Genomic DNA, 17,653 nt, shown 5'->3' on the forward strand with positions numbered 1-17,653 from the left:
ATCTAAGACGCGACGCCGTGGATGCGACGCTTAGGATGCCGCTTCGCGAATGGAACTGGAGCGAAGGCGTAGCGCTGTACGGTTTGGCATCGCTATGGGAGCGGACCGGCTCGCCGGACATTCTTTCTTATCTCGAACGGTGGTACGGCGAGCGTCTGAGCGGAGGGGGAGATCGCGGAGACGGTCAACGCCACGGCGCCTTGGGCCGGCTTGATGAAGCTGGCGGGCAAGCTGCAGTCGCTCGATTACGCGGACCGGCTCGCAGGCCGCGTCGAGCACCTGCTGCACCGCTCGCTCAGACTGGCGAACGGCGCTTACGAGCATACGCTGACCGAGACCAAGTTCGAGAAGCAGATGTGGGTCGATACGCTGTTCATGGCCGGATTGTTCCTGACGGAAGCGGGCCTTCGCCTCGGCCATGAGGAGGCCGTCCGGGAAGGGCTGCAGCAGTTCCATGTCCATGTCGAGCGATTGCAGCAGCCGAACGGCTTGTTCTACCATGGCTGGGACGAGAGCAAGGGACGCGTCATCGGCTGCCAGTGGGCGCGCGGCAATGCCTGGGCGGCCGTCGTGGCGGTGGAGCTGCTGCGCATCTTGCCGGAAGGGTACGCGGAGGATCGGAAGGCTATCCAAGAGGCGCTGCACAGGCAGCTGAAGGGACTGCAGGCCTACCAGGACCTGTCGGGCTTGTGGACGACCGTCGTGACGGAGCCCGGCACGTATACGGAGAGCTCGGCGGCGGCCGGCATCGCCTATGCCGTGCTGCGCGGCATTCGCGAGGGAGCGGTCGATCCCGCCTTCGCGGATATGGCTCGCATGGCGTATCGGGCCGTCTGCGCGCTGGTCGATCATGACGGCGTGCTGCGCGGCGTATCGAGCGGCACGGGCGTGCAGAGCCATCCCGGCGAATATCATGTCATTGCGCGCGGGCGCCAGGAGGGCTACGGCCAAGGCTTGCTGCTCATGATGCTCTCCGAGGAGCTGTAAACGATGGAACGACAGGATGACGGACGGAGGAATCGCGCATGACAAGATCGATGGAAGCGGACGTCGTCGTATGCGGAGGCGGACCGGCCGGCTTGGCCGCCGCGATTGCAGCCGGCAGGACCGGCGCCAGAACCGTCTTGGTCGAGCGGTACGGCTTTGTCGGAGGCATGTCGACGGCCGCGTACGTTTATCCATGGATGACTTTTCATACGTTGCAAGGCAAACAGGTCGTCAAAGGCATCGCGCAGGAGATCGTCGATAGGCTAAGTGCGTTAAAAGGGTCGCCGGGCCATCTGCGGGACACGGTCGGGTTTACGCATACGATTACGCCCTACCACCCGGAAATTTTCAAAGTGTTGGCCGTCGATATGCTGGCGGAAGCCGGCGTGAAGCTGCTGCTGCACAGCTTTGCGGACGACGTGCGAACCGGGGCGGACGGCCGGTCGATCGACGCTGTGCGGCTTGCGACCAAGTCCGGGAGGATCGATATAGCGGGGGCCCAGTTTGTCGATGCGACGGGCGACGCCGATCTGGCCTTCCTGTCCGGGGCGCCCTGCCTGCAGGGGGAGAGACGGGGACGGTCTGACGCAGCCGATGACGATGAAGTTCCGGATGCGCGGGGTCGATCTGGCGCGGGTCAAGCAGTATATGCTGGAGCATCCCGATGAATTTTACCGAAAAACGCCGTTCGGCGAGCTTGCTGCGCTGCCGCTCTCCGGCGTACTGGGCTTCTACAAGCATTGGCAGGAGGCGGACCTGCCGATTAACCGCGACCAGGTGCTGTTTTTCACCGGTCCGGCGGAGGACGAGGTGCTGGTGAATACGACCCGCGTGCAAGGGTTAAACGGATTGGACGTCGAGGACCTGACCCAAGCGGAGGCGCTGGGACGCAAGCAGGTGCTGATGGTAGCCGAGTTCATGCAGCGCAGGCTGCCGGGCTTCGAGCGCGCATCCATATCCGGTGTCGGCGCGCAAATCGGCGTGCGGGAGACGCGCCGGATCGACGGCTTGTATACGCTGCAGGCGGAGGATGTCGTACAGGGTCGCCGATTTTCGGACGTAATCGCCCGCAGCGGCTATCCGATCGACATCCACGACCCGTCGGGCAAAGGAGTGACCGCCGCTTGGGTGCAAGGCGACGGCGCCTACGACATTCCGTTCCGGTGCCTGCTGCCCAAGCGGATCGACAATCTGGTGGTGGGCGGCCGCTGCATTTCCACGTCGCATGAAGCGCTTGCGACAACGCGGCTGACGCCGAGCTGCATGGCGACCGGCCAGGCGGCGGGGACGGCGGCAGGGTTGGCTGCCATGCTCGGACGGACGCCTGCCGCGCTGGATATCGGCGTGCTGCAAAGCGCGTTGTTATCTGCCAGCGTTGTATTATCGTAACGCTATCTTTAGGAACCAAGCTGCCCCCTTATTCCGCCCAATCGCCGGAATAAGGGTTTTTTTTCGCGCAGACGTTCATATGGCTGTCGTGAACGGATAGGGAAGGCGCGATCCGGCACGCCAACTACGCTAAGATCGTCAGGAAAAGTTTATGATCGACTCGTCGCTTCAAAAGGCATCGATGAGATACGCTAGTATTGAAAATATTGCCATATTAACCACTCGAGGAGGTAATTATGAAAAAGGCGAAGCTCGGCAAACTGCTGCTGTCCGGAACGATGCTGACATCGGTTCTATTCGGCTTCACGTCGGCCTCGTCGGCCGCGGATCCCGTCGTCATGTCGGGCAACCCGATCATTACGAGCATCTTCACGGCGGATCCTTCCGCCCATGTGTGGAGCGACGGCCGAATCTACCTGTATCCGTCGCACGATATTTTCCCGTCCCGGGGCAGCGATCTGATGGACAAGTATCACGTCTACTCGTCGGACAACATGGTCGACTGGGTGGACGAGGGAGAGATTCTGAGCGCGGACGACGTGCCGTGGGGACGGCCGGAGGGCGGCTTCATGTGGGCGCCGGACGCGGCGTACAAGAACGGGACGTACTACTTCTACTTCCCGCACCCGAGCGGCACGAATTGGAACGACTCATGGAAGATCGGCGTCGCGACGAGCAGCCAGCCCGATTCCGGCTTCACCGTGCAAGGCTATATACCCGGGCTGCCCGGCAGCAACATGATCGATCCGAACGTGTTCCGCGACGACGACGGCACCTATTACTTGTATGCCGGCGGCGGCGGGGTCAGCTACGGGGCGAAGCTAGGGTCGGACATGATGTCGATCGACGGTCCGGTCTCGCAGTTCACCGAGCTTCAGGATTATCACGAGGCGCCGTGGGTATTCAAAAAGGACGGCCTGTACTACATGACTTACGCCGACGGCAATCCGGGCGCGAACCGTATGCGCTACGCGACGAGCGCAAATCCGCTCGGCCCGTGGACGAACCGCGGCATTTTGCTGGATCCGGTCCCGGGAAGCGAGACGACGCACGGCTCGGTCGTGGCGTACAAGGGCAATTGGTACTTGTTCTATCATACCGCCAAAGTCTCGAACAACGGCACGCTTCGAAGCACGAGCGTGGACCGGCTGTACTTCAACGCCGACGGCACGATCCAGAAGGTCGTGCAGACGGAGGATGGCGTGCCGGCGGTCGGACCGCGTTCGACGGCGACGGAGGTCAAATCCTACGATATCGTCAACGCGAACTATAGCGAATACACCCAGAAGACGGACTACGCGATGACCGCGGGCAACGTGACCTTCGGTGGCGGAGCGACGCGGCCCGGCAGCACGATCGAGAATTTGCATCTGTCGGGGTCTTATATTCAACTTGGCGGCATTAACGGAGGCGCGAGCGGAGGCAAGGCGCTGTTGACGGTGACGTATGCGTCGGCCGACGGCGGACCGGCCTTCAAAGTCGACGCAAGCGGAGATCCGTACGGCGACGGCTACTATCTCGGCATGGCCAATACGGGCGGCTGGGGCAATTATACCGGGGTCGCGAAGCGGCTTATCGACCTCAATCCCGGCGCGAACAACGTGGTGAAGCTGACAGGGGGCATGGGCGGGGTTAACGTATCCCAAGTCAGCATATCGTTAAAATCGTCGGTTCCGCAGACGACGACGGAGTACCCGGTGACCGGCAGTAACGTGACTGTCGGGGGCGGGGCGACGAAGAGCAGCTCCAGCATCGAGAACATGCACATTTCGGGTGCGTACTTCGAGGTGTCCGGGGTGAACGGCGGCACGGGGGGCAATGCGCAAGTGACCGTCGTCTACGGCTCCGCCGACGCCCAGTCGACGTTCGGCATGACGATCGGCGGCAACGCGTATTCGTTGACTTTGCCGGGAACCGGCGGCTGGAGCACTTACACAGGCAGCGTAAGCAAGCAAGTCGTACTCGCCGCCGGGACGAACAACGTCATCCGGTTCAACGGCGGCGCGGGCGGAGCGAACGTGACGAAAGTGATCGTGACGATGAATCCGTAAACGCTCTATACAAGCAACGATCGCAAAATCCCTTGCCGAGCAAGGGATTTTTTGCGCATATTACCTTTTTTCAGTTTGCATAAGTAGCAACGCAAGAGACGGCTTCACCGAGCGTTTGCCAAAGGATTGTTGGTTAGAACGGGCGGCTGTGGAGACGTTGGCGCGGCTGGTTGTGCGTCCAGACCGGTCGCGGGCTGTCCGCAGATCGCGCACGCGCTTGATGCAAGGACCGTCAGGGAGAGCTGCGATCTTCCCTGGCGGTTTTTCGTCTTCTTTTCAACAACTTAACTTCCTGCATATCAAGCTTAAAAAAACAGCATACTACCTGATTTCGGTCTATGTTAATTTTAATGCACGGAAATGAAAGCGGCGCTCACGCACCCGTCATCGCTTCTTTCCAAAGAAGGTTTTATCGATAAAGGGAGGCTCTTATCGCTATGGCAATGAATAAAAAAAGCGGTCGCATTATCGATCTCGAGCGTTATGGCGCTCTCGCTCGTCTTGTCGGCCTGCGGCGGCAACAATAACGCTTCGAACGGCGGCGCGAATGCTTCTGGGTCCTCGTCCCCAATCTCATCCGCTCCGGCAAGCGAACCGGCGGTAAAAAAAAGACGTCACGTTTTCCGTCGGCTACGCCACAGGCGATCCGTCCACGAAGCAGGCGATGGCGGATGCCATCGCCGCATTCACCAAGGCGAATCCGAACATCAAGATCAAGGATATCTCCGAGGGCGGCTCGATGGCCTATCTGGATTGGCTCAAAACGAAGGAGGCCGTCGGCGAGTTCCCGGATCTGATCGAGATGCGCGACACGCAGCTGTTCGCGGAGGCCGGCAAAATCGCCGAGCTGCCCCAGGAGTGGCTGGATCTGATCGCAGCTCCGCCTGCGCTGAACGACAAGCATTATACGGCGCCGATCGCGGGCACTGTCCCGCAGGGCATCATTTACAGCAAAAAAAGCGTACGAGAAGGCCGGCGTTACGGCCGAGCCGAAAACCTATGACGAGTTCCTGGCGATTCAGGAGAAGCTGAAGGCGAGCGGCATTACGCCGTTGACCTTCGGCGGCAAAGATATCTTCCACTGGGGCTTCTGGGTCAACAAGTTTTTCATGGACAACATGTTCGCCGACGATCCGCACTGGAACGCCAAGCGCACCAAAGGCGAAGTCAGCTTCGCGGACGAAGGTCCGATGCGGGCGATGACGGACTTTACCGAGCTGTTCACGAAGGGCTACGTGGATAAAGGCTGGGCGAGCACGGCCGACAATCAAACGGCTTCGATGCTCGTGACGGGCAAAGCGGCGCAGCTGTTCTCGGGGCCGTGGATGTTCGCGCAGATCTCCCAGGCCGATCCGAACTTTGAATTCGGCTGGTACCCGGTGCCGGACCGTCAAGGGAGAATTGTCGTTAACGGATTAAACAATCTGCAGGGCTGGGCGATCTCGACCGATGCGGGCAAGGATGCGGACAAGCAAGCGGCGATGACGGCTTTCGTCAAGTTCTTCTTCTCCAAGGACCAGTACACGAAGTATATTCAAGCCGTGAACGGCATCCCGACGACGAAGGAGCCGATTGCCTACGAGGCTTCGCCGCAGATGAAGCGCGTGCTGGAGGTCATGAGCGACCCGAATACGATCAAATCGATGCAGATCAACGCGTTCTGGGGCGAAGACCAGATGCCGACGCAATGGCGGAACTGGTTCTACAAGCTGGCGCAGGAGTGGCTGGTCAAGGGCAAGTTCAGCGCGGAGTATATGAAGAAGGCCGATGCGGAATGGGACGCCAACGTGAAGGCGAACGCAGCCGCCAAATAAAATAAAGCGGATGAAGACGGGGCGGCCGGTAAAGGCTGTCCCCCTTTAACCGCGGGCTTTAGGAGTGAGAGCGTGGCGAATACGATGGCGAGCGCAAAAGCGATGCGCGCGGCGACGCAAAGAGAAGCCAAAAGAAAACGACGGATATCCTATTCGATTTTATTCATTTTGCCTGCTTTTATTTTCTATACCGCTTTTGTCATTTATCCGACGTTGAACAGCGTTAACCTGAGCTTCACGAGCTGGGACGGCGTCAGCGACCATGTTCGTTATATCGGCTTCGACAACTTTAAGGAGATGCTCCATAGCGAGCGCGTCTACAACGCCCTGAAGAACACCTTGCTATTATCCGTGTCGCTGGTCGTGCTTGAGAATATCGTTGCGCTGCTGCTCGCGATCCTCGTGGACCAGGTTCGGTGGGCCAAGAGCTTGTTCCGCAGCGTTTTTTACTTCCCCGTGCTGTTAAGCGGCATCGTGATGGGCTTCGTTTGGGCGATTATTTTTAACTTTAACTTCGGCGTCATTTCCCAGCTGCTGGACCGGATCGGACTGAGCGAATGGAAGATCGACTGGCTCGGCGATCCGAATTATGCCTTGCTCGCGATCATTATCACGACGGTATGGAAGGGCTCGGGTTACTATATGATCATTTATCTGGCCGGGCTTCAAGGCATTCCGCCCGAGCTGAACGAAGCCGCCGCGATCGACGGGGCGAACCGCGCGCAAAGATTCCGCCATATCACGTTCCCGCTGCTGGCCGGCGCGATGACCGTCAGCGTGATGCTGTCCATGATCGGCGCGCTCAAGATTTTCGACCAGATCGCGGTCATGACGGACGGTGGACCGGGCTTCGCGACCGAGACGTTGACGTACATCGTTTACAAGGTCGGCTTCGGCGAACTGCGCCAGGGCTACGGGACGGCGTTGTCGCTCGTGCTGTTCGTCCTGATCCTCGCGATATCCCTGATTCAAGTCAAACTGCTGCGCAGGCGGGAGGTGCAGATGTAGCATGGACAAGGCCAAGCTCCGGATCGATCTCATCGTCGTGGCCGTCGCGCTGCTGCTCGCGGTGCTGTTCTTTTTTCCCGTGTACTTCAGCCTGATCTCGGCATTCAAATCGAACGGGGAAATATTGCGGAATGCCGTATCGCTCCCTTCGAGCCTGTATTTGGACAGCTTTAAATATTTGCTCACGGAGACGGACTTTCCGAAGGCGATGCTGAACAGCCTGATTCTCACCGTCGCGTCCGTCTTCTGCATGATCGCTTTTATTCCGATGGCCGCCTATGCCATCGAGCGAACCGCCAGACGGTGGACGAACGGCATCTACGTTTATTTTCTGGCGGGGATGATGATTCCCTTCCAGGTCTACATGATCCCGCTGTTCAAGGAGATGAAGACGCTCGGACTGTACGGCACGCTGACGGCGCCGATCCTGATCTACATTTCCGGCTCGGTCGGCATGGGCGTGCTTCTCTACACCAGCTTCATCAAAGGGATTCCCGTCGAGATCGAAGAAGCATCCGCGATCGACGGCTGCTCGCGCGCGAGGGCGTTCTGGCAGATCGTGTTCCCGCTGCTCGGACCGTGTACGGCCAGCATGGTCGTTCTGCAGGGACTGGGCATCTGGAACGACTTCCTTATGCCGAGCCTGGTTCTCCACTCGGATCGGCGGACGCTGATCGTCGAGATTTTCCGGTTCGTCGGCGAGCTCGCCTCGCGGTGGGATCTGGTGTTCGCAGGCACGACGATGTCCATCGTTCCCGTCCTGATCGCCTTTATCGCGCTGCAGAAGTATTTTGTAAAAGGCATTGCCGCCGGCGCCACAAAAGGGTAGAACGGCGGATTTCGATTACTTCGTATACGGCGACCGAAGTGTTATGATAGCGGGAAATTGGAATTGCCCGCTACTGCTGACGCGGCAATGATCGGAGGATTCCATCGTTGAACGCTTTGAAGCTTAACCGGCTGCGAAAAAGCATTTTTGCGAAGTTCGCGTTTTCCTTCATTATCGTCGGGCTCGTTCCGCTGCTGGCGGTCAGCTTCTTTTCGCTGAATACGTTCGGCAGCTATATGGAACGGTACACCATTAATAACTTTGAGCAAATGGTGTTGAACGCCGGCAACAACGTGAATGAGTTCTATATCAAATACAACAATATTTCCAAGCTGATGTACGCCTATGGCCAGTCTGGCGGCGTCGGTCAGTTAGCGAAGCGCATGGGGGGAAGGCGCGGCCGAGGGGGGACGGCCAGATCGCGGCGTCGGTAGACGATCTCCTTCAGACCGTCGTCGCGACGGACGTTCATATTCGCAGCGCCGCCTTCGTATTTGCCGGCGGCGGCTATCAGGATTTGAACCGCGCAGGCAGCCGCATCGACTTTCGTTATAACTTTCCGCCTCCCGCATGGCGGCAGGCGCTTCTCGAGCGGCCTAACCGGCTGGCGATGTTTCCGACGCACCATCAGGATTACTACCTGAATTCAGGCACGACGGTATTGACGTTCGCCCGCAATCTCATCGATGTGACGGGCAGCCCCGGTCTTGACGGCAAAGTCGTGGGAAGCCTCTACGTAGATGTGTCCGTCGACGCCTTCGCGGACATCTTTAATCGTCTCACCATCGACAGGCACGACGGGATGTACGTCGTCGATCCGGACGGATGGATCCTTTACAGCAACAAGAACGACCGGATCGGGCAGCGCTTCGGCGCCGCGGATTCCGGCGACTATCGGTATGTGAAGCAGGATATGCCCGACGCCGGCTGGCATGTGATCGGCGAGGTGGACAAGGACGAGCTGTTCCGCAAGATCAACGGCATTAAAAATACGATCGCCGTGGTCATCGCGCTCTCGATCGCGGCGCTTGTCCTCGTGGCGATATGGTTTTCCAACAATCTGTCGAACCCGATTCGCGTCATTATCCGTCATATGGCCAGGGTCGAATCCGGCGACTTCGATACGCAGGTGCAGGTCAGGAGTCCCGACGAGATCGGCATGCTCGCCCGGGGCTTCAACAAGATGACGGATCGTCTCAAGAGCTATATCGATAAAGTGTACGTCGCGCAAATCAAGCAGAAGCAGGCGGAGCTGACCGCGCTGAAGAGCCAGATTCGTCCGCACTACCTTTACAACACGCTGGAAGTGATCCGCATGAGCGCCGTGGCCAACGACGACGAAGAAGTCGCCGACATGATCCTGGCCCTCTCCCGTCAGTTGAAATACGTGCTGGACTACGGCGACGAAACCGTAACCCTCGCCGACGAGAAGTCGAATATCGAGCAATACTTTAAATTGATGTCGCTCCGCTACGGCGAGCAGCGGTTGGCGATGGATATACGCATGAGCGCAGACGCGTTGAATTGCCGGCTGCCGAAGCTGTCGATTCAGCCGTTGGTCGAAAATGCGATCTATCACGGGATCATGCCGAAGTCGAGCAAAGGAACGATCCGGATCTCCGCAGTGATCGAGAATCAGAAGCTGATCGTCACCGTCGACGACGACGGAGTCGGGATGGCGCCCGAAAAGCTGGAGCGGCTTAGAGCGAGACTGTACCGGGATGCCGAGCGCGCGGAGCCGGAGCTGCAGGAGAACGGCGGCATCGGCATCAAAAACGTGCATGACCGGCTGGCCGCGCTGTACGGACCCGAATATGGCGTTCGCATCCATAGTACGCCGAATATCGGGACGTCCGTGCGACTGGATCTTCCTTGCAGAGAGGGGAGGAACGAGCCTTGATTCACGCCGTGCTTGCGGACGACGAGCCGATGATCCTCAGGGGACTGCGCAAGCTGATTCCGTGGGAGACGCTCGGCATTCAAATTGTAGGCGAAGCTTGGACGGGGCGCGGACTTCTCGAGCTCGTGGAAAAGAAACGGCCGGCGCTGGTCGTGACCGATATCAGCATGCCGGACGGCACGGGGGATCGACGTGCTGAAGGAGATCGGACGTCTCGGCTATGGCGCCAAAGTCATTTTCATAAGCGCCTATCAGGAATTCTCCTACGCGAAGGAAGCGCTGGCGCTGGGTGCCGTCGATTACCTGATCAAGCCCATCGAAAAGGAGCTGCTGCTGTCGGCCGTTACGCGCGCCCTGTCGCTCCTGAGAGAAGAATCCGAAGAGCGCCGGACCAAAAATAAGCTGGCCCAGTACGAGCAAATGGATCGCAAAACGAAGCTTGAGGAGCTGTTCGACCGTCTCATCGAAGGCGACATTCGGATCGAGGAAGCGGAGGAAAAGCTGCGGCTGTTCGGGCACCGCTTTACTTATCCGCGCTTTAGCGTCATGCTGCTCGAACCCGAACCGCAGACGGACATTCGCTGGGGCGAGCACGAGCGGCGTCTTCTGCTCTTTGCGATCGGCAATATGACGGAGGAAGTGGTCGCGCGCGAGGCCGCGATCGTGCTGTTCAGAAAAGGCGACCGGCTCTGCGCCATGATTAATCATAGCCGGGCCACGTCCGTTAAGAAGCTTGCTTCGGAAGTCGTCATGCATGCGGCGGGCTATCTGAAGATCGCCTTGTCGGCCGGAATCGGAGAAGAACAGTCGGGCGTCGAAGGCATTCGACGCGCCTATCGGACCGCGGCGGAAGCGTTAAACCGGAGCTTTTTCGCCGATGGCGGAGCGGTCGTGTGCTGGGCGGAGGAGAACTGGGAAAGCCGGGCGTCCGCCAAGGAGCTGGGCGAAGCGAGAGACCGGGTGCTGCAAGCCGTTCTGAAAAAAGACCGCGGCCTGATGCGCGAAGCTTGCGAAGCGCTGCTGGAGAGCATCGAACGTCACGCAGGCGGCAGCAGGGAAAAGTCGGCGATGGCCGCCTACGGGACGCTCGCGGAATGGGCGGACGGTTTGGCGCAGATCGGCATCGCGGTCGAGGAAGACGAGCTTCAGCGGCATTTGGACAAGCTGCAAAGCTTCGGCAAATACCCGCAATTAAAGGCGTATATGCTTGAAGCCGCGGAAGGCATTTTCCAGCGTCTCGAGACAGGGGGCAGAGAGAGCCGGCAGCTGACGGACGTAAAAGCGTACATCGAGCAGCATTACAAAGCGAATATCACCCTTGAAGGGGCCGCCTCCAAAATTTTTATGAATCCGTATTACTTCAGCAGCTTTTTCAAAAAGCATACGGGAATGAACTTCAAGCAGTATTTGACCGAGGTTCGCATGAAGCAGGCGATCAAGCTGCTCCTCCATACCGATCTGATGATCTATCAGATTGCCGAGGAGGTCGGCTACAACAATGCCAGGCAGTTCAGCGACATGTTTAAAAAGCATAGCGGGAAGCTGCCGCAGGAATTCAGAGCGTCCGGCGACGGCAAGCAGCCGTAGAGGCGCTCGAGCGGCCATCTAACGAATGTGAAGAGAAGGAAGGGAAGCCGATATGCTGCAAACCGCAGACGAGACATGGCTGCGCGACATCATTGGCAGAGTGACCGCCAAAATGGAATGGGTCAGCGAGAAAACGAAGCACAAGATTCCGTATACGACCTTAAACGGCACCTATGACGACCGCGCCGCGCTCCAGCCGGCGGGCGATCCGGCGGACGGCATCAGTTGGTGGACGAACGGGTTTTGGGGCGGCATGATGTGGCTCATGTATCACGAGACCGGCAGCGAAAAGTATAAAGCGATCGCGGCGATCTCGGAGGAGAAGCTGGACCGGTGCTTCGAGGTGTTTTACGGGCTGCATCACGACGTCGGATTTATGTGGCTGCCGACCAGCGTCGCGAATTATCGCGTGACGAAAAATCCGGAATCGCGCAAGCGGGCCCTGCATGCCGCGAACCTGCTGGCCGGACGCTTCAACCTGGCCGGCGGCTTTATCCGCGCCTGGAACGACCTTGAAGGGCAGGATACGAGAGGCTGGGCCATCATCGATTGCATGTTCAATATCCCGCTCCTCTACTGGGCCTCCGAAGAGACGGGAGATCCCCGGTACAAGCAAATCGCGATGAGGCATGCGGACACGGTCATGGACACCTTCGTCAGGCCGGACGGGTCGGTGCATCATATCGTGGAATTCGATCCCGAGCGCGGAGGCGTCGTTCGTACGTACGGCGGGCAAGGTTACGAGGAAGGCTCTTCATGGACGAGAGGACAGTCCTGGGGCTTGTACGGATTTATGATGAGTTATATCCATACGCACAAGGAAGCGTACCTGCAGACGGCCAAACGCATTGCGCACTATTTTATCGCCAATATCCCCGAGCAAGGCGTCATTCCGGTCGACTTCAGACAGCCGCAGGCGCCGCGGCTTGAAGACGATACGGCGGCGGCGATCGCCGCTTGCGGACTGATCGAGCTGGCCAAGGCCGTCGGCGCGAACGAGCGGCGGCTCTATCTGGACGCCGCGGTCAAGCTGCTCAAGGCGGTCGATGCGCGGTGCGACTGGACGGAAGGCTCGGACGCCATCGTGCAATACGGCTCGGCCGCTTATCATTCGAAGGCGCACCATCATCCGATCATTTACGGCGATTATTATTTAATGGAAGGGATCTTCAAGCTGAAGGGCAACGATTTATATCTTTGGTAAACGGGCCAGCTCGTTCGAGCGCATCACGCAATGAACCCGGATCGGCTTGCCGATTCCGGGTTTCTTTGTGTACATCGCCGAACAGGAAGCTTAAAAACTGCCGCGTGAAGCCGCTCAGTTCCTCCGGAACAGCTCGGGAAAAGCCTCTCCTGCGAAAAGATCGCCGTCGCGTCCGCCCAGCAGGCCCACGTTCATGTGGCCGTCGCCGCGCGTTCCGGCTCTGTAACGCGTATCTCCCGTCGTCAGATGGACGGCCAGCGAGCGGCGCGGCCGCGAGGTCGTGTTGGGGCCGCTGCCGTGGATGGCGAGCGCGTGATGGAAGCTCACCTGGCCGGCCTTCATGGCCATCGGGACGGGCTCGAACGAGGCGTCCTCCGGAATGTCCATGCCTTGGCGCTGCTTTTCCATATCCTGCTCGAAGAAATCGTTCACGTTAAGCAAGCCCCACCGGTGGCTCCGCGGAACGACCTGCATGCAGCCGTTGTCCGGATTGACGTCGTCGAAGGCGACCCAGGCGGTGATGAGCGTCGGCTCGGCCGCGCACTGCCAATAGGCATAATCTTGATGCCAGCCTACGTTGCCGCCCGCCCTGCGGTCGGGATTGCCCGGCTTGAACAGCAGCTGGTCGTGCCACAGGCGGATGGCGTCGGCCCCCGTCAGAAGAGCTGCGATCTCGCCGATGACGGGATCGGTTGCCAGCGCGCGAAGCTCCAGGTCGGCCCAGTGGGAATTGTCGGTTTTGCGCAGCCCGTTGCCCTGCTCGGGCGTCCAATAGCCGTCGAACGGCGCGCGTCCCGTCTCGAATTGGCCGGCAAAGACCCGTTCCATATGCGCGCGCAGCCGTTCCAGCCGAGCTTCGTCGATGAGCTGCGGCGCAATCCAATACCCGTTCTGTTCGTAAAAAAGCGATGTCTGCCTCCGTCGGCAGCAGTTGGTTCCGATCCGACATGTCCGATTCCTCCCGTTTCGATGGGTGCCGCACGATTTCCTCGTGCGATGCCTTCATTTTAACGCGGGGGGGTCGGCGGCCGGCTTTGTTCGGCTTCCACCGGAAGTTAACGTTTTTCGTCATTCGGCGAGGCAGGGTGCCGATAGGCGTAAGGCGAGATTCCCGTCTGGCGCTTGAAGAACACGCTGAAGGCGTGGAGCGACGAGAAGCCTAATTTCTCCGCGATCGACGTGATCGTCTCGCTCGTCTCCGCGAGCCAATATTTGGCGCGGTCGGTGCACAGCATGCGGATGTACTTCCCGAGGGGCATGCCGAAGGCGCGCTTGAATTCCCGTTCCAGATGCGTCCGGCTCAGATGCTGTCTCTTGGCCAGGTCCGTCGCGTTGAAGTCGATGCTTGCATGCTCGTGAAGGTAATGAAGCAGCGCCTTCATCGCCGGAGCGAGCGGACCGTCTCCCGGATCGCCGTCCTGCAGGGCCGCCGCGCGATAAAGGCGGACGACGCGAATCAGCAACTGCTGGAACAGGCTTTCCGCCATCAGCGCCGAATGCGGGCCGGGCTCCTCGATCTCGGCGAAGACGGCATCGAACAACCGTTTCACCTCGCCGCTGGTGTCCCGTACCGTGCGGGCCCGCCCGAGCCGGTAAAAATCCGCTTCGAGCTTCTGCCGGTACGCCAGCCGGAACCCGGTGTAGTACAACCGGTAAGACTCCCCGAGCGAAGCGCCTTGATGCCCTTCTCCCGGCTTCGTCAAAAACAAGTCCCCCCTGCCGCACGCGATACAAATCCCCGTCGATCGAGAACCAGCCCTGTCCTTCATCCACGTAGCACAGCTCGAAGTGCTCGTGCGAATGCCTGTCCACCTGCCAGGCGCTTAGCATCTGGATGCCGATGTAAGAAAGGCTGTCGAAGTCGTGTTGAAAAGGCAGCTCCTCCCGCCATTCCGAGGAACCCTTGCAGCCATGGGGCGAAGCGGGCGGCGGCGTTTGATGTGCGGTTATCCCGATCCCCTCCTTGCTTCGTGAGGTTCAGCGGTTCAATTATAGGTCCCGGACAGTGGAGCGAGCAACATCGAATGTGCCGGCGGGCTTCTAATCCAAGCCGGAGAAAATGCCGAAGTAATATCCAGGTACAGGAAAAAGGAGGGAATTGATTGGAACGCACGGCTATGCCGCAGCAGCGCAGTCAAGCGGAGCCGCGTCCTGCACAAGCCAGGGACGCCTCCCGCAGCGGAACGGCCCCGCAGACCGCCGCGTCCGCGCCGCCCGGGGCAGCCTCGTTCGGATCGCAGGCGCAAGCGCTGCTGAAGCTTCAACAGCAAGGCGGCAACCGGGCCGTCATGCAGATGCTGCGCGCCAAGGGCGCGGTCCCGGCGGCTTCGGCTCCCCCGATTCAGCGCATGCGCATCGTCAAGGACGCGGTTTATCGGGAAGCGCAGGAGACGGATGCGGCCAAAGACGTGGTCGATACCGAGAGACTGAGCGCGCTCGAACGGCACTCCCTCATTTTGGAGATGACCCTCGAAGGCAATCTGGCGCTGCTCCAGCGCATCCAGCGGGAATGGGACAAGGGCGAGCTTGACGGCGAGGTGGACTTGGAAGAGCTGTTCGAGCTTGGGGGGAGGGATCGCGGAGCTGCAGAAGAAGAAGCCCGAGGAGCTTGAAGCGTCCGACCGCGACAGGATGAAGGAGATTGCCGTCAAGCTGGCGTCCGCGCGGAAGTTCGTCGAACAAAATACGGCGCATCCGTCCGTGCAGGTGTACAAAGATGTCGTCATCTCGCTTTCCCGGGAGCTTGCTAAAGCCGAAGGCCAAAGCTCCGGTTCGAGATCCGGGTCGGACGCCGGCTCGGATTCGGGAGAGGCGCCGCAGCAGGCGCCCGACCATCTGAACCTGGACGTCGGTCCCGACGAACGCCGCCATTATCGGGAGGATCTGAAGAAGATGGGCACCTGGGCGGGAGAAGCGGAAGCCGAGTCGCTCGCCGATCATCTCCGGGTCAGGGCCCAGGTATACGTCATCGTCGCAGGGGTATTTCACCGCGTCAATCAAGTCGGCGCCAATCACACGCCCGTCGGCGAGCTGGCTCTGGTGCATCTGGGCAACCACTACGAGGTGGTGGACGGCGTGGCGGACGGGATGGAGGTCGGCCGTCAGCGCAGGTGGCTGAAGACGAGCAAGACGGGCGATTGCCTGTTCGAATCGATGCTGCTGATCCGCCACAACGGCAAGCCGCTCGACGAGGACAAGAAGCAGCGGGCGATCCTGAAGCTTCGCCAGCGAACGGCCGACAATCTGTCGGACGACGCCATCGACGAGACGATTCACGAGATGCTCGTCTATGGCGACACGGCCGGCACCGGCGAACATACCTCCAAGCTGGTCGAGGAGCGGCGCGGCGATGCCGCGTCGAAGCGAGAGGCGGACAAGGAGAAGCGCAGTCGGGACGATGAAAATGAGAGGCGCGTCGCGAGGGTCGACGCCAAGTTCTTGCAGGACAGGCTCGATACGCTTCAGACGCTCGAAGGGCTGTCCGCCTTCGGGTTCGACAAGGCGATCGCGGCTTATCTGAAGGAGCGCGGCCAGGACCCGAAGTCGAAGCAGACGTTGGCCGAGCTTCGCAAGCTTAACGACCTGTTCCGGGAAGCAGACTTCGCGTTCAAAGCGCAGAAGAAACGCGCGGCGTATGAATATCAGCCTTTTGAAAAAGAGGAAGAAGAAAGCTGGACCGGCGAGCTGGACAGGCCGGAGGATGCGGAGGAGCAGCTTGCGCTGGAGCGCAAGGCGCGCGAGCGTACGCTGAACCGCCGGGACATCAAAAAAACCGCGTCGCCGAACAACGCGAATCAGACGCTGATCGTTCTGCGGGGCGAGGAGGGCGAGTTCGTCCTCGACAAGCTTGGCCAATTGGTCCCCCGGTACTCGCGCCGCAATATCTCGCAGGCGAATCTCGACGAGCTGAACGGCAAGCACGGGGAAGAGAAGGGGATGTACCCGTCGCGCATGAGTCCGGTGGAGGACGCGGACATCAGCCAGGTCGCGAGCGGCACCGGCGGCAATAAGATCCGCAAGGAGAGCGACGAGATGCACCATGTCCAGGGACACAAGCCTTCCGACTACTTGTCGGTCACGGCCCAGAACGAGGATGCGGTCAATCCGAAGGGCAAGAAGTTCGATGCGGCGGCTACGGTCGAGGTCGATCTGTCCTATATCGATCCGGCGAACCTGTCGGCCTTGTACACCTCGCAGGGCATGCGCTACTTCCTGCTCGACGGCATGCTCGCGGGCGACAAGGGAGAGACGATCGATCTGGCCATCCGCGAACAGTCCAAAGTCCCGCCCGACAAATCGCACGAGAAGGATGAGCGCAAGGCCGGAGGCAAGAAGAAAAAAGACAAGAAAGACAAAGACAAAGCGAAGCCCTCCTCCAATCAGCTCGCGCTCGACCACGATCAGCTGTCGGCCAAGGAGTGGCAGGCGCTGCTCGACGTCATCCGCACCAAGGAAGTGCTGATCGAAGACATGATCCCTCATGATGCGGTCCGGAAGCTGTAGCGCCGAACGGGATCGAAGCGTTCGCGCGATCAAACTGGCTTCCGTCAGTTATAGCTTCATAGCCGTAGGCCGATGAGCCAGCCGTCGTTTCTTCCCAGGGGAGGAGCGGCGGCTGGTTTATTTAAAATCGACAAGTAACGCTGTACAGCGCCTCTTCGGCCCGGAGTGCGCCACAGTCCCGACAGGTAACGGTGTACAGCGCCTCTTCGGCCCGGAATACGCCACAGTCCCGACAAGTAACGGTGTACAGCGCCTTACGCCCCCTCCCGCATCATCGCGCGAGGCGAGAAAGGGGATAACGCTGGATAACGCAGGCTTTTCTGCCGATTGGACGAGCCGAGGCGAAAATGCCTGCCAATCCTTTGCAGGCATTCATAGGTT

Annotated in this window: 16 protein-coding genes and 3 pseudogenes; 16 read left to right on the forward strand and 3 right to left on the reverse strand. The window is 59.7% G+C overall.

The window, feature by feature from the left end:
* Positions 1–35 precede the first annotated feature (35 nt).
* From OMP40_RS42755 to OMP40_RS34790, 14 genes and pseudogenes are all read left to right on the forward strand, one after another.
* Positions 36–161, forward strand: a pseudogene (locus OMP40_RS42755) (glycoside hydrolase family 88 protein); the annotation flags it as partial.
* A 10-nt stretch (positions 162–171) separates the two neighbouring features.
* Positions 172–987 (forward strand): glycoside hydrolase family 88 protein, encoded by an 816-nt coding sequence (locus tag OMP40_RS34735; protein WP_277539699.1) that lies wholly within the window; start codon positions 172–174, stop codon positions 985–987.
* A 38-nt stretch (positions 988–1,025) separates the two neighbouring features.
* Entirely contained in the window at positions 1,026–1,655 is a 630-nt protein-coding gene (locus OMP40_RS40840; RefSeq protein ID WP_338131357.1) for an FAD-dependent oxidoreductase, read from the forward strand.
* A complete protein-coding gene (locus OMP40_RS40845) occupies positions 1,582–2,376 on the forward strand; it encodes an FAD-dependent oxidoreductase (RefSeq protein ID WP_338131358.1) in 795 nt (264 codons plus the stop codon). Before OMP40_RS40840 ends, OMP40_RS40845 begins: the two co-directional genes overlap by 74 nt.
* A gap of 236 nt (positions 2,377–2,612) precedes the next feature.
* The gene (locus OMP40_RS34745; protein WP_277538324.1) at positions 2,613–4,427 is read left to right on the forward strand and encodes a family 43 glycosylhydrolase; all 1,815 of its coding nucleotides are present in this window, start codon (positions 2,613–2,615) and stop codon (positions 4,425–4,427) included.
* A 664-nt stretch (positions 4,428–5,091) separates the two neighbouring features.
* Positions 5,092–5,430, forward strand: coding sequence for an extracellular solute-binding protein (locus tag OMP40_RS34750; RefSeq protein WP_277538326.1), 339 nt, complete (start codon positions 5,092–5,094; stop codon positions 5,428–5,430).
* Positions 5,431–5,437: 7 nt separating this feature from the next.
* Positions 5,438–6,241, forward strand: coding sequence for an ABC transporter substrate-binding protein (locus OMP40_RS34755; RefSeq protein ID WP_338131397.1), 804 nt, complete (start codon positions 5,438–5,440; stop codon positions 6,239–6,241).
* A 102-nt stretch (positions 6,242–6,343) separates the two neighbouring features.
* Positions 6,344–7,249, forward strand: a complete 906-nt coding sequence (locus OMP40_RS34760) for a carbohydrate ABC transporter permease (protein ID WP_420872129.1) — start codon at positions 6,344–6,346, stop codon at positions 7,247–7,249.
* Position 7,250: 1 nt separating this feature from the next.
* Positions 7,251–8,078: a carbohydrate ABC transporter permease gene (locus OMP40_RS34765; protein ID WP_277538331.1), complete on the forward strand. Its 828-nt coding sequence runs from the start codon at positions 7,251–7,253 to the stop codon at positions 8,076–8,078.
* Between the two features lie 107 nt (positions 8,079–8,185).
* On the forward strand, positions 8,186–8,512 hold the full coding sequence (locus tag OMP40_RS34770) for a hypothetical protein (protein WP_277538333.1): 327 nt from the start codon (positions 8,186–8,188) through the stop codon (positions 8,510–8,512).
* A gap of 83 nt (positions 8,513–8,595) precedes the next feature.
* Positions 8,596–9,978 (forward strand): cache domain-containing sensor histidine kinase, encoded by a 1,383-nt coding sequence (locus OMP40_RS34775; protein ID WP_277538334.1) that lies wholly within the window; start codon positions 8,596–8,598, stop codon positions 9,976–9,978.
* A gap of 29 nt (positions 9,979–10,007) precedes the next feature.
* Positions 10,008–10,097: pseudogene (locus OMP40_RS34780) on the forward strand (hypothetical protein); the annotation flags it as partial.
* Between the two features lie 73 nt (positions 10,098–10,170).
* Entirely contained in the window at positions 10,171–11,565 is a 1,395-nt protein-coding gene (locus OMP40_RS34785) for a helix-turn-helix domain-containing protein (RefSeq protein WP_277538336.1), read from the forward strand.
* Between the two features lie 52 nt (positions 11,566–11,617).
* A complete protein-coding gene (locus OMP40_RS34790) occupies positions 11,618–12,769 on the forward strand; it encodes a glycoside hydrolase family 88 protein (protein WP_277538338.1) in 1,152 nt (383 codons plus the stop codon).
* Between the two features lie 114 nt (positions 12,770–12,883).
* On the opposite strand, the gene OMP40_RS34795 is transcribed toward OMP40_RS34790, so the two are convergent.
* The 3 genes and pseudogenes from OMP40_RS34795 to OMP40_RS42760 all read right to left on the reverse strand — a co-directional run.
* Positions 12,884–13,711 (reverse strand): phytanoyl-CoA dioxygenase family protein, encoded by an 828-nt coding sequence (locus OMP40_RS34795; RefSeq protein ID WP_277539702.1) that lies wholly within the window; start codon positions 13,709–13,711, stop codon positions 12,884–12,886.
* Between the two features lie 113 nt (positions 13,712–13,824).
* Complete coding sequence (locus OMP40_RS34800) at positions 13,825–14,472, reverse strand: helix-turn-helix domain-containing protein (RefSeq protein ID WP_420872107.1); 648 nt, start codon at positions 14,470–14,472, stop codon at positions 13,825–13,827.
* 58 nt (positions 14,473–14,530) lie between these two features.
* A pseudogene (locus OMP40_RS42760) lies at positions 14,531–14,599 on the reverse strand (hypothetical protein); the annotation flags it as partial.
* A gap of 272 nt (positions 14,600–14,871) precedes the next feature.
* Here OMP40_RS42760 and OMP40_RS34805 point away from each other — a divergent pair.
* Together OMP40_RS34805 and OMP40_RS34810 are read left to right on the forward strand one after the other, a co-directional pair.
* A complete protein-coding gene (locus OMP40_RS34805; RefSeq protein WP_277538341.1) occupies positions 14,872–15,381 on the forward strand; it encodes a hypothetical protein in 510 nt (169 codons plus the stop codon).
* The gene (locus tag OMP40_RS34810) at positions 15,332–17,272 is read left to right on the forward strand and encodes an OTU domain-containing protein (protein ID WP_277538343.1); all 1,941 of its coding nucleotides are present in this window, start codon (positions 15,332–15,334) and stop codon (positions 17,270–17,272) included. The genes OMP40_RS34805 and OMP40_RS34810 overlap by 50 nt, the downstream gene beginning before the upstream one ends.
* The last annotated feature ends 381 nt before the right edge of the window (positions 17,273–17,653 follow it).

It is taken from the genome of Cohnella rhizosphaerae, from assembly GCF_029525575.1.
GTDB lineage: Bacteria > Bacillota > Bacilli > Paenibacillales > Paenibacillaceae > Cohnella > Cohnella rhizosphaerae.